The following is a 12282-nucleotide window of genomic DNA, read 5'->3' as shown; positions in this document are numbered from 1 at the left end:
CTAACAACTGGTAATGATCATCAGTAAACAAGAAAATAATAATTGTATGATATTAATTTAGACAAGCAAAAAAATAATCATTTTTAATTGGAGGTATTTAAATGAGTATTGTATTAATTGGAGGACATGAAAGAATGAGAAAAGAATATAAAATCGCTGCCAAAGAATATGGCTGTAAGCTAAAGGTTTTTACCTATGACATGCCAAGGTTAGATAGGTGTATAGGGTGTCCTGATTGTGTAATTATGTTAACTGATATTGTTTCACATAATATGATTAGCCAAGCAATGAAAATCTGTAAAAAGAAAAACTTACAAAACATAAGAGTACATAATAGTAGTTTAAAATCAATTAAGGAAACTTTAAGTGAATTAAGTTCAAAAACTGCATAAGCACGAAGCACTTTTCTAATGATTAACATTTCTCGACAATAGTGGAGCTCAAATACTGGGGGAACACAAATGACTAAATATGGGGATTTATTATGTAATACCAAAATTAATAACTTAAATAAACTAATGGAAGAATTCAATGCTAAAGAAAAAAGTCTTTAAATAATATTTAAAGACTTTTTTTGTGATTAATACTTTTCCCAGTTATAGAAAGAAAGGTGCTTTTGGAAAAAGTAATTATTAAATAGGATAAAACAGCTATAATAATTATTGCTGCCCCTGAGGCTATATTTAATTCATAGGAAATCCAAAGTCCAAGTAAACAAAAAGAAATTCCAAAACCAATAGACAAGAGGATGGTCTTTTTAAAGTCATAGGTAAATTGCTTTGCAATAGCAGGAGGGGTAGTAAGTAAAGCCAGTATTAAAATTATACCTACTAATCTAATGAGGATAACAACTGTAAAAGCAATAAGAATATAAATTAGATAATTAATTAGTTTTGTATTTATACCTAAAACTTTAAGAAATTCTTCATCAAATAAAAATGCTTTTAAATAATCAAACAGAGAAATTAATATAAAAATTATTATTAAATCTAAAACACCAATTAAAATTAAATCAAGTCCAGAAATCGTTAAGATATCACCAAATAGATACGAGGTCATATCAGGTGGATAGCCTGGGGTAAAAGAAATAAAAATGATTCCTAAAGCCATACCAAGTGACCAAAACATTCCAATTAGGATATCCGTATTAGTTTTAATTTTAGATTCAATTACGGAAATTCCAAGAGAAGCAATTAAGGAAAAAATTAAAGCTCCTAAAATAGGAGTAAAATTCAAGAGATAACCAAGACCGATGCCACCAAAAGAGGCATGAGCAATACCACCAGTCATCATCACAAGTTTTTTTTCTATGATAATCGTGCCAATAATCCCACATGCAATGCTTGCAAGTATTGCTCCTAAAAAAGCATGTTGTAAAAAATTATAATGAATTAAAGCTTCTAGCATTAAGTATTCTCCTTATATTTTAGAAATTCTTTTGGTGAATAAATCCACAGGACAACCAAAGGTTTTTTGCATTATTTCATCAGTTAAGTTAACTTCGCCATGATAATGTAAGGTTTGATTTAAACACGCAATGCTTTTAACATGGGAAGTTAAAATGCTCATATCATGGGTAACCATAATAATGGTCATATTATGGTTTAATTCTTTTAAAAGACTATAGATATCATTCCTTGCCCTAGAATCAAGACTAGCGGTAGGTTCATCAAGGAGCAAAATTTCTGGATCACTTGCTAAAGCTCTTGCAATAAGTACCTTTTGTAGTTGTCCCCCAGATAATTCACCTATTTGACGTTCTTTTAAATGTTTTAGATCTAATTTTTCTAAAATAGAAGATATTTTTTCTTTATCTTCAGATGTATACCTATGAAAGATATTTATAGGTTTAGCTAAACAACCAATAGAAACAACATCATTTACATTTATAGGAAAGTCGATTTTAAATTTTGAAAATTGAGGTACAAAACCAAGATACTTTCTTGCCCTTTTAGGATTTTGCCCTAAGATTCTAATTGTTCCAGAAGAAGGAGGAATAAGACTTAAAATAGTTTTTAGCAAAGTACTTTTTCCCCCGCCATTAGGACCTATAATTCCTAGAAAATCATTTTTACTAACTTTTAAATTAATATCTGATAAAGCAGTGATTGAGCCATACTGAACATTTAAGTTTTTTATATAAATCATTTTAATCACCTAATTAAGTGCATTTTCTAATGTATTAGCCATGGATTTTAAATTTTCGATGTAATTTGCTGATAAGGGTTGAATTTCCATTGTAGCTCCACCTATTTCTTTTACGAGAGTTTGAACCTTTTTACTATCAATTTCCTTTTGATGAAAAATCACTTTTACATTTTTTTCTTTAGCTAAATCGATAATATTTTTTAAATCTTTGCTTGTTGCAGTTTTACCCTCATTTTCAATACTTATCATTTTAAGATTATAATCATCTGCAAAATAACCAAGAGAAGGATGATAAATTATAAATGATTTAGACTTTGTATTTTCTAAAGAACTTTGTATGTCTTGATTTAAGATGTCTAATTCATGTAAATATTTTTCTGCATTTTGTTCATAGATATCTTTATTATTTGGATCAATAGCTATAAGCTCTTTTGTCATAGCTGAAACTATAATCTTTACCCTTTTTGGTGAAAGCCAAATGTGAGGATCACGGTGACCAGGTGAAAATTCACGGTCGGGATAAATTTCTGAAACTATCTTAGGTAGATCAACTATTTTCATTTTATTATTAAGCTCTTTTACTTTAGGTAGAATGTTTGCTGTTTCAGTTGGTACTCCTATGGTATAATATATCTTTGCTCGACTAAGTTTCTCAAGTTCTTGGGGGGTAGGAGCATAATTAGCAGGACTATTACCAGGAGGAATCAGAGTAACTATTTCTACTAAATCCCCAGCAATATTTTTCAAGAAAGTTTCCTCAGGAACAATGGAAACAGCTATGATAGGTTTAGAACTTAGACCTGCAGATGTATTATGACTGCAACCACAGAAAGTTAAAATTAATAATATAAATATAATCACATATTTACGTTTCATGTTTGATACCTCCAAAAAATATTATATCATTCAAATTGTTTCCAAAGTATATATAATTCTAATCAATTTTAAGGAAAAATTTATTTAAAAGACTTATAAGCAATGAACATGATATAATAATTAATAACTATAGAAAATTATAAAATATAATAATTAAACGTGTAAATAGCCAATTAATGTACTGTGCAATGTTAGAAAGGAGAAACCTATGAATATCTCATTTTTTTTGATTCCAAAGCAAGAAGTCACCTTTTTAGATAAAAATTCTACGTTGCGTCAAGCCTTAGAAAAAATGGAATATCACAAATATTCAGCCATACCAATACTTGATAAAAATGGAAGATATATAGGGACGTTAACGGAAGGTGATTTGTTATGGAAAATGAAAAATACGCCTGGATTAATGTTTGAAAATACAAATAAAATTATGATAAATGACATTCCTTGGAAGATGCGCAACAGACCAGTGCGAATTAATGCACGTATGGAGGATTTGATTGAACTTGCTATTACCCAAAACTTTATACCTGTGGTCGATGATCAGGACATATTTATTGGAATAGTTAGAAGAAGAGAAATAATTGAATACACTTCTAAGTTTATAAATCAACAAAATGCTACTTAATATAGTATTTAATTAAAATAAGAGCATCTTATTTTCCGGCAGGATTATCGTTATTTATGCAGAATACTTTGTTTATTCTGTTATTATATGTAAAGGGGCTAGCGATTTATGTATATTAGTACAAGAAGTAATTATAACAAGGTTACAGCAGCAGAGGCAATTAAACTAGGTATGGTACCGACAGGAGGATTATTTGTTCCTGAGAATATTCCAGTTTTATCTGCAGAAAAAATTAAAAATTTTAAAGATAAATCATATAACGACATTGCCCAGGAAATATTTTCCTTGTATTTACATGATTATACACAATCAGAGATTAAAGAATGTGTTTCTAAAGCTTATAATACTACAAACTTTGATGATGTTAGTTTTACTCCATTAGTTAAGTTAAATGATCATACTTATATTATGGAGTTATGGCATGGACCAACAGCTGCATTTAAGGATATGGCTCTACAAATATTGCCACATTTCTTATCATTAGCTATCAAGAAAACTGGCGTAGAAAATGAAGTTGTTATTTTGGTTGCAACTTCTGGTGATACCGGTAAAGCAGCTTTAGAAGGATTTAAGGATGTACCAGGAATTAGAATTATAACGTTTTATCCTTATAAAGGAGTTAGTAAAATACAAGAATTACAGATGAACACAACTGAGGGTGAAAATACCTATGTTGTAGGTGTTCATGGTAATTTTGATGATTGTCAAACTACTGTAAAAGAAATATTTAGTAATGAAGAGTTTAAACAGATGTTATTAGAAAATGGAATCGAGCTTTCTTCAGCAAATTCTATAAATTGGGGAAGATTATTACCACAAATTATATATTATTTTGCCTCTTATAGTGAGCTTCTTAAAAAAGGGGATATCAAAGAAGGGGAGAAAGTTAATTTTGTAGTTCCAACTGGAAACTTTGGTAACATACTTGCAGGCTGGTATGCACATAAAATGGGTTTACCGGTTAATAAGTTTATTTGTGCTTCAAATGAAAACAAAGTATTAACTGATTTTTTCCAAACAGGAAAATATGATAAACGTCGAGAATTTAAAAAGACCAATAGTCCTTCAATGGATATTTTAGTTTCTAGTAATTTAGAAAGATTTTTATATGAAATTACAGATCACGATGGTGATAAAATCAATAATTGGATGAATGACCTTAATAATCAAGGATACTTTGAAGTTGATGAAGACACAAAAAGAAAAATACAGCAAATCATGTATGGTAATTTTACAAATGAAGAACAAACTAAGAATGTAATAAAAGAAACTTTTGAAAATTATAAATATACATTAGATACTCATACCGCAGTTGCTTTAAAAGTATATGATAATTATATAAAGGAAACAAAGGATAAGAGTAAGACTATAATAGACTCTACAGCTAGTCCTTTTAAATTTAATGAAGCTGTGCTAGAAGCATTAACGAATAAAACTAGAATAAATCAAAGTGAATATGAGTCCTTAGATCAATTAAGTAAAATTAGTGGGTTAAACCTTCACTTTGGTTTAAAAGATTTGGATAAAAAGCCTATTTTGCATAAGAAGGTATGTAAAAAAGAAGAAATACCTTCTATAATTAAGGATATTTTAAACATTAAATAACCCTTACCATAAATAGTTAGCATAAACTTATGACACCTCGTAAAAAATATAAGTATAAATATTTTTTGCGAGGTGTTTAATCTGCCTACTAATGAGACAAATATTATTTTTAAATTAATTGGTGCAACTATCATGGGTGTAAAACCAGCTGAGTTGATTAATGTTAAAATTGGTCAAGGATTTGAAAATTGTAAAAATGCTTTAGTAAACTACCCAGAAATAAACTTAATGGAAATAAAAGAACTGAAACGTGAACCTAGAATGCAAGTTTTCTTTTACCATAAAACTGTTTTAGAAGAAGTTTTTATGAAAAAATGTAATCAAAACTTTCTTTATAACATGGGATATAATTTACAAAATAGTTTAGTTGATAATTTAGAAATATTAAGGTCAAGATTACAAAAAGAAGAATTTCCCCATGAAGTAGGTTTGTTTTTAGGATATCCTTTAAAAGATGTATTAGGTTTTATGGGCATGTATCCTTTAGAATTTGTAGGAGCAAGAGGTTGGCGATATTATGGAAGTTTGGAGTTATCACAAAGCTATTATAATAAATATCAAAAAGCAAAGGAATCTTTTGCACAAGAACTCTATAAAGAAGATAATTATAAGATGAATTAAATTGTTACAACAATAAAATGTTAACAAATAATTATATTACGCACTTTTCCTGGTTAAGATTCATATTCTAAATTGAGATTAATGAAGGAGAGGTGTTTATTTTGTTTGAAAAAGGGGCCTGGAGCGATATCATCTCACTTCCTTTAGGCAATAGAGCGAACAAACCCCGTAATAAAGGATTAACAATGGTAATTGATAAAGGATTAGGTTTAAAAGATACAAAGGATCTGTTAGAGGTTTCTAGTGAATATATAGACTTCCTTAAACTTGGATTTGGAACAGCAGCTTTTTATTCTAAGAAGGTTTTAGAGAAAAAAATTGATTTAGCTCATAAGTTTGATGTGGCAGTCTATCCAGGAGGAACATTTTTAGAGGTTGCTTTTTATCAAGGTAAGATAAAATCATTTCTTGATAGAAGTAAAAAATTAGGCTTTGAATATGTTGAAGTATCTGATGGTACAATAACTTTAAAACCTGAAGAACGCAAAGGCATAATTCAAATGGCTCTAGATCGGGACTTAAAAGTTATAACAGAAGTAGGTAAAAAGGATGTCAACCAACAAATGTCTATTTATGGTTTATTTAGCCAGGTTAGGAAGGATTTAGAATGGGGTGCTTATAAAGTTATTGTAGAAGGAAGAGAAAATGGTAAAGGTGTAAGCTTATACGATAATGAAGGTAATATAGTAATTAACGATTTAGAAGAATTAATGAGTAATGTTGATAATTTAGACGATATTATCTGGGAAGCACCACTTAAAGAGCAACAAACAGAATTTATCACAAGAATAGGTTCAAATGTAAATATAGGTAATATCCCAACTAGTGAGGTATTATCATTAGAAGCCCTACGAACCGGGCTAAGGGGAGATACACTTGAATTTTATTTGTCATCTAAAGGAATGAAAAGACTACATAGATCAACATAAAAATGTTGAGTAAAGCAGTTTTTTTATAAATATCGCTCCTACAGGAGCGATATTTTTTTATTTTCATATAAAGGGATTAAAGAAATAGTGTCTTCTTGGATACAATACTTAATATCTTCAATTTTATTTAGCTCATATAACCTTTTACCATTAGCACTATTAGAAACAAGATTGAAAAGATCATTTTTGTTATTTCGATAAGAGCCTAAACATAGGTAAGCAAAGTCGTTTAGTTCATAATTCGTATTCTTTAATATTTCATCTATAATTTTTCCAGCAGCTAAGCTATCTTCAAGAGAAGTATTACCTAAAGTACCGGCACAAACAATAGAGATATTTTTATTATAATTAATTACTTTCTCTGCTATATATTTAGCATTTGCAAATGAAGCTACAAAAATTTTATCAGCTAAATGTACCTTGTTGAGAGCTCTGCTACCATTAGCAGTAGTAAAGATAATAGTTTTATCTTGTATTTTGTCTTTTGTATATTCTAAAGGTGAATTTCCAAAATTAAAACCCTCAATTTTCAAAGACTTTCTCTCTCCGCCTAAGAGGAATTTAGGATTGTTTTTTTTAATTTCAAACGCCACATCAATCTCACTTACTGGTATTATGGTAGATGCACCATTGGATAATGCAGTAATTATTGAATTTGAAGCTCTAAAAACATCGATTACAATAGTAACAGTATTTATAACTATTGTAGAGTTAACTTCTTGCCAGGTGTTATAAACATTTAATTTATTAATAATAATCATTCCTTTTTTAAAATTTTATAGGAAGAATTCACTAACTCAGGACAAACTTCAATATAAAGGTACAACTTTATTTATGGAGAATAATTAATTAAAGTTAGAAACATAAACTCGGAGGCGATATAATGTCATTTCGTTTTATAGTTGGTAGAGCAGGAAGCGGTAAATCACATCAGTGTTTAGAAAGTATAAAAAATGAGTTAAAGCAAAGTAATGAAGGTAGAAACTTAATTTTATTAGTTCCTGAACAAGCTACTTTTCAAAACGAACTAGAATTAGCCTCAGCAAAAGGTTTAGAAGGTATCATGAGAGCTGAGGTGCTTAACTTTACTAGATTAACCTTTCGAATTCTCCAAGAAGTTGGTGGTGCTACACGTAGTCATATTGATGATTTAGGTAAAAAAATGATGATAAGAAAATTTTTAGAAGCTAGAAAAAGTAGTTTAAAGGTGTTTAAAACAGCTAGTAATAAACCGGGTTTTGTAGATAATATTGCAAGCTCAATATCAGAATTAAAATTATATCAAGTGAAATTAGACGATATACAAACCTTGCTAGACTCTTTTGCAGAGGAAAAATCTTTGTTATCTTCAAAATTAAGTGATTTATTCTATATATATAAGGACTTAGAGGAATATTTAACAGGAAAATATGTAGACCCGGATGATTATTTAAACTTATTAGCAGAGAGAGTACATTTATCTACCTATATTCAAAATTCAGAAATTTGGATAGATGGTTTTACCGGTTTTACACCCCAAGAGTTAAATGTAATTGAAGCTTTAATGAAAACAGCATATCGCGTAAATTTAACTGTTACTTTAAATCCACTAAATATGGTGGAAAATACTAAGGACGTTTTTGAAGGTGCTTATAAGACTTATGCAAAAATAAACGAAATTATTAATAGTAATAATATAAAAACTGATCAACCTATTTTACTTGATCAAAAGGATATTTATCGCTTCAAAGATTCAAAAGCTTTAATGTATTTAGAAAAGAATTACTTTGATTATGCACAAAGGTCTTTTAATGAAGAAATTAAAGAAGACATTAAAATAGTAGTTGCACATAATTACCAGTCAGAGGTCGAAGAAATTGCCAGACAAATTCGTTCATTATGCCGAGATAGCAATTATCGTTATAAAGATATAGGAGTATACTTAAGAAACTTTGATAATTATGATCTATTAATTGAGACGATTTTTAAATTATATGAAATACCGTTTTTCATTGATCGCAAAAGAACAATGATGCATCATCCTGTTATAGAACTTATACTTTCAGCTTTAAATGTAGTGGAAAATGGTTTTAACTATGAAGATCTTTTTAGATATTTAAAGACAGATTTAGTTAATATTACACGTCGAGAAGTAGATATATTAGAAAATAAATGTTTAGCTCAAGGAATTAGAAAAGAAAACTTTGATCAGTACCCTAAGGGTGCTATTACTGAATTATTGATTTTTAGAGAAGAGATACAGTCATCAAAGTCTGTAAAAGATAATGCAGAAGCTATTTTTAATTTACTAATTAATCTTAATATCCCACAAAAACTTGATAATTGGGTAGAAACTGCTAGAAAAATGGAAAATATAGAAAAAGCGCGGGAACATCTACAAATATGGGATGGAGTAATTGACATTTTAGATCAATTAGTGGAAACATTAGGAGCAGAAAAATTAAGTTTAGATAGTTTTAATAAAATTATCTTTTCGGGGTTTGAAAATTTAAAGTTAGCTTTAATCCCACCTGGCTTAGATCAAGTAGTGATAGGGTCATTAGAAAGATCACGAAATCCTAATTTAAAGGCTGTCTTTATTATGGGGATCTTAGACGGAGTATTACCTGCAAAATTAAGTAAAGATGGATTATTTGATGATAGAGAACGGGATTTAATTAAAGATAGGGGAATAAATCTAGCTCCCGGTAGGAAAGAAAAATTAAATCAAGAACAGTTCCTCATATATACTGCGTTAACAAGAGCAAGTAGAAAAATAATTTTAAGTTATCCACTAGCAGATAGTGAAGGAAAGGCCCTGCGCCCTTCTTTAGTAATAAATCGAATCAAGGAACTATTTCCAGAAATAAAAGAAGAAATAATAGGTATAGATCCATCAGGAAATGATGATCTAAGGTTTATTAGCCATCCAAATAAAACTTTATCTTATTTTGGAAGTAAAATTAGGGATTTACAAGATGGTTTAGAGGTAAATAATCTTTGGTGGGCTGTATATAATTGGTTTTTAAAAGATCCTTATCAAGAAAAATTAGAAAAAATAATAGAAGGTTTTAATCATAAAAATGAAGCTAATCCAATTCCAGCTTCTATAATAAGTAAACTATATCAAAATCCTTTACGCATAAGCGTCTCTCGAATTGAAAAATACCATAGTTGTCCTTTTTCACATTTTTTAACATATGGTTTATCTTTAAGGGAAAGAGAAGTATATAAATTTCAAAGCCCCGATTTAGGACAGTTTTTCCACCAGGCAATGGAGAAATTTGCTTTAGAGCTAAAAAATAGAGGACAAGATTGGGCAGATATTACTAAAAAACAAAGTGAAGACATTATTAATAACATTGCTAATGAAATAACTCCAACGCTTCAAAATCAAATTTTACTTAGCTCAGCTCGATATCGTTTTCTGACGCAAAAATTTCAAAAGACTTTGCAAAGAAGTGTATCCGTTTTAAAAGAGCATGCACGAAGGGGTAATTTTAGACCAATAGGAGTTGAAATGAATTTTGGTTTTAATGATACAGAACTTCCAGGATTAAAATTCACATTGGAAGAAGGTTCTATTATGGAGGTAGTTGGGCAAATTGACCGTGTTGATGCTTCTATTTCAGACGAGAAATGTTTTTTAAGGGTAATTGATTATAAATCAGGACAAGCTGGTTTAAGTTTAATAGAAGTTTATTACGGTTTAAAATTGCAGTTACTTACCTACTTAGATGTAGTACTAAGTCATTTTGAAAAAGTAATGGGAGAAAAAGAGGTTTTGCCTGCAGGAGTTTTTTATTTTTATTTACGTAATCCCATTATTAAGGCAAACAAACCATTAAGTATGGAAGAAATTGAAGAAGAACTTTTAAAAAGTTTAAAGATGAATGGTTTATCACTTGCAGATATAGAAGTATTTCAATTAACAGATCAAGAAACTAGTTTAGGAGCTTCACCTTTAATTCCAGTTGAAATAAATAAAGAGGGGCAAAAGGTATTAAAAGGAGAAAATGATATAGGAAGTAAAGATTCTAAGGATCTTTTTACCAAAAGATCTAAAGTAGTAACAAAAGAGCAAATAAAGTCAATCATAAATTATATAAGAAAACTAATTATTAATAGTGGTCAAGAGATGTTATCAGGAAATGTTTCTTTAACTCCATATCAATTTAAGAATGCTTCTGCTTGTACATATTGTGCTTTTAAAACAGTGTGTCAATTTGATACAGAGCTAAATGATAATAAATATCGTGAGATAAAAGATATTAAGGAAGAAGAAATTTGGGAAAGACTAAAGGAAGTGTGATTGATGACGAAGTGGACAGATGAACAAAAACAAGCAATTGAACTAAGTGGAAAAAATTTATTAGTAGCGGCTGCAGCGGGATCGGGAAAAACTGCTGTATTAGTTGAACGGATAATTCAAAAGTTATGTGATGAAAAAAAGCCTATTGACGTAGATAAGCTACTAGTGGTTACTTTTACTAATGCAACGGCTGCTGAAATGAAAGAGAAAATTGGTATGGCTCTTAATAAGGCTATTAAAACAAATCCTAGTTCAACTAATTTATATAAACAATTAAGTTTATTAAATAATGCTTCTATTACAACGTTGCATTCCTTTTGTTTAGAAATAGTAAGAGAAAACTTTTTCATGTTAGATATCGATCCAAACTTTAGAATTGTAAACGATACTGAAGGTGAATTGCTAAGGTTCGATGCAGTCGAAGAAGTTTTAGAAGAACATTATATCAACAGTAAGGAAGATGATCTGTTTTTAAAACTCATCGATGCATATGGAGGAGAAAAAGACGATAGTATCGTTAAAGAGTTGATCTTAAATTTATATGAATTTTCTGGCAGCAATCCTTGGCCAGAAAAGTGGTTAGATGAAAGTAGTGAAAATTTAAGCCATCTCGATTGGTTTAGCTATCTTTTACCTTTAGTTAAGGTAGAATTTAAAGAATGTGAAAATTTATTAATAAAAGCACTAAGCTTAGCTAATTCTGTACCGACCCCCAAAAGTTAGACCAAAAATCTAACAATTGGAGGTCGGTATTTTTATGGCTGCATACAGTTATGAGTTTAAAAAGAAAGTTGTAGATGCATATTTACGTGGCGAAGGAGGTTATACTTTTTTAGCAGAAAAATATGGAGTAAAAAACAGAAGACAAGTTCTCAATTGGGTACATTACTACGAAGAACTTGGTGATGATGGATTAAAACGTTCAAGAAAGAACGAAGCTTATTCTTTTGAATTTAAGCTTGGTGTGGTAGAGTCTTATTTAACAAGTGAGGTATCTTATCAGGAACTGGCTCTTTCGATAGGGATTAATAATAATGCTCTTATCGCTAGGTGGGTAAATGATTATAGAGCGGCTGGTCCTGATGCCTTAAGAGATAAGAAACGTGGGAGAAGGGCTAAAATGAATTCATCAGGTAAGGCTGTTAATATACAACGCCAAGATGATTCAGCTCCTGTTGATACAAGCA

The 12282-nt window shown here is 29.7% G+C and carries 12 protein-coding genes; 8 read left to right on the top strand and 4 right to left on the bottom strand.

Going from position 1 to position 12282, the window contains the following annotated elements; genetic code table 11:
* The first annotated feature begins 101 nt into the window (after window positions 1-101).
* Window positions 102-392 carry a DUF2325 domain-containing protein gene (locus tag B8965_RS11985; protein WP_084054432.1) on the top strand — a complete coding sequence of 97 codons (291 nt, stop codon included), beginning with the start codon at window positions 102-104 and terminating at the stop codon, window positions 390-392.
* A gap of 169 nt (window positions 393-561) precedes the next feature.
* On the opposite strand, the gene B8965_RS11980 is transcribed toward B8965_RS11985, so the two are convergent.
* Genes B8965_RS11980 through B8965_RS11970 form a run of 3 tightly spaced genes read right to left on the bottom strand, consistent with a single transcriptional unit; the run spans window position 562 to window position 3024 of the window.
* Window positions 562-1407: a metal ABC transporter permease gene (locus B8965_RS11980; protein ID WP_084054431.1), complete on the bottom strand. Its 846-nt coding sequence runs from the start codon at window positions 1405-1407 to the stop codon at window positions 562-564.
* Between the two features lie 12 nt (window positions 1408-1419).
* Window positions 1420-2148 (bottom strand): metal ABC transporter ATP-binding protein, encoded by a 729-nt coding sequence (locus B8965_RS11975; RefSeq protein WP_084054430.1) that lies wholly within the window; start codon window positions 2146-2148, stop codon window positions 1420-1422.
* 9 nt (window positions 2149-2157) lie between these two features.
* Window positions 2158-3024: a metal ABC transporter solute-binding protein, Zn/Mn family gene (locus B8965_RS11970; RefSeq protein ID WP_084054429.1), complete on the bottom strand. Its 867-nt coding sequence runs from the start codon at window positions 3022-3024 to the stop codon at window positions 2158-2160.
* 208 nt (window positions 3025-3232) lie between these two features.
* On the opposite strand from B8965_RS11970, the gene B8965_RS11965 reads away from it, so the two are divergent.
* The 4 genes from B8965_RS11965 (at window position 3233) to comA (ending at window position 6804) form a co-directional block, all read left to right on the top strand.
* On the top strand, window positions 3233-3649 hold the full coding sequence (locus B8965_RS11965) for a CBS domain-containing protein (RefSeq protein WP_084054428.1): 417 nt from the start codon (window positions 3233-3235) through the stop codon (window positions 3647-3649).
* 108 nt (window positions 3650-3757) lie between these two features.
* Entirely contained in the window at window positions 3758-5254 is a 1497-nt protein-coding gene (gene thrC / locus B8965_RS11960; protein WP_084054427.1) for a threonine synthase, read from the top strand.
* A 72-nt stretch (window positions 5255-5326) separates the two neighbouring features.
* Window positions 5327-5875, top strand: coding sequence for a DUF3793 family protein (locus tag B8965_RS11955; RefSeq protein ID WP_278336360.1), 549 nt, complete (start codon window positions 5327-5329; stop codon window positions 5873-5875).
* Between the two features lie 101 nt (window positions 5876-5976).
* A complete protein-coding gene (gene comA, locus B8965_RS11950) occupies window positions 5977-6804 on the top strand; it encodes a phosphosulfolactate synthase (RefSeq protein ID WP_084054425.1) in 828 nt (275 codons plus the stop codon).
* A 38-nt stretch (window positions 6805-6842) separates the two neighbouring features.
* Here comA and B8965_RS11945 read toward each other — a convergent pair whose 3' ends face one another.
* Window positions 6843-7565 carry a 2-phosphosulfolactate phosphatase gene (locus tag B8965_RS11945; RefSeq protein WP_084054424.1) on the bottom strand — a complete coding sequence of 241 codons (723 nt, stop codon included), beginning with the start codon at window positions 7563-7565 and terminating at the stop codon, window positions 6843-6845.
* Between the two features lie 122 nt (window positions 7566-7687).
* On the opposite strand from B8965_RS11945, the gene B8965_RS11940 reads away from it, so the two are divergent.
* From B8965_RS11940 to B8965_RS11930, 3 genes are all read left to right on the top strand, one after another.
* Window positions 7688-11095, top strand: coding sequence for a PD-(D/E)XK nuclease family protein (locus B8965_RS11940; protein ID WP_084054423.1), 3408 nt, complete (start codon window positions 7688-7690; stop codon window positions 11093-11095).
* A 3-nt stretch (window positions 11096-11098) separates the two neighbouring features.
* Window positions 11099-11818 carry a UvrD-helicase domain-containing protein gene (locus B8965_RS11935; protein WP_084054422.1) on the top strand — a complete coding sequence of 240 codons (720 nt, stop codon included), beginning with the start codon at window positions 11099-11101 and terminating at the stop codon, window positions 11816-11818.
* A gap of 34 nt (window positions 11819-11852) precedes the next feature.
* Window positions 11853-12282 (top strand): helix-turn-helix domain-containing protein (locus B8965_RS11930; RefSeq protein ID WP_084054421.1); only part of this gene is annotated, 430 nt, incomplete at its 3' end.

Origin of the sequence: Desulfonispora thiosulfatigenes DSM 11270, assembly GCF_900176035.1 — a bacterium.
GTDB lineage: Bacteria > Bacillota > Peptococcia > Peptococcales > Desulfonisporaceae > Desulfonispora > Desulfonispora thiosulfatigenes.
This window is presented reverse-complemented; position numbering and strand designations above follow the sequence as displayed.

Coding starts and splice junctions, on each gene's coding strand:
- B8965_RS11965 (WP_084054428.1), top strand. CDS start 3,233: ATGAATATCTCATTTTTTTTGATTCCAAAGCAAGAAGTCACCTTTTTA.
- thrC (WP_084054427.1), top strand. CDS start 3,758: ATGTATATTAGTACAAGAAGTAATTATAACAAGGTTACAGCAGCAGAG.
- B8965_RS11940 (WP_084054423.1), top strand. CDS start 7,688: ATGTCATTTCGTTTTATAGTTGGTAGAGCAGGAAGCGGTAAATCACAT.
- B8965_RS11975 (WP_084054430.1), bottom strand. CDS start 2,148: ATGATTTATATAAAAAACTTAAATGTTCAGTATGGCTCAATCACTGCT.
- B8965_RS11980 (WP_084054431.1), bottom strand. CDS start 1,407: ATGCTAGAAGCTTTAATTCATTATAATTTTTTACAACATGCTTTTTTA.
- B8965_RS11945 (WP_084054424.1), bottom strand. CDS start 7,565: ATGATTATTATTAATAAATTAAATGTTTATAACACCTGGCAAGAAGTT.
- B8965_RS11970 (WP_084054429.1), bottom strand. CDS start 3,024: ATGAAACGTAAATATGTGATTATATTTATATTATTAATTTTAACTTTC.
- B8965_RS11985 (WP_084054432.1), top strand. CDS start 102: ATGAGTATTGTATTAATTGGAGGACATGAAAGAATGAGAAAAGAATAT.
- B8965_RS11935 (WP_084054422.1), top strand. CDS start 11,099: ATGACGAAGTGGACAGATGAACAAAAACAAGCAATTGAACTAAGTGGA.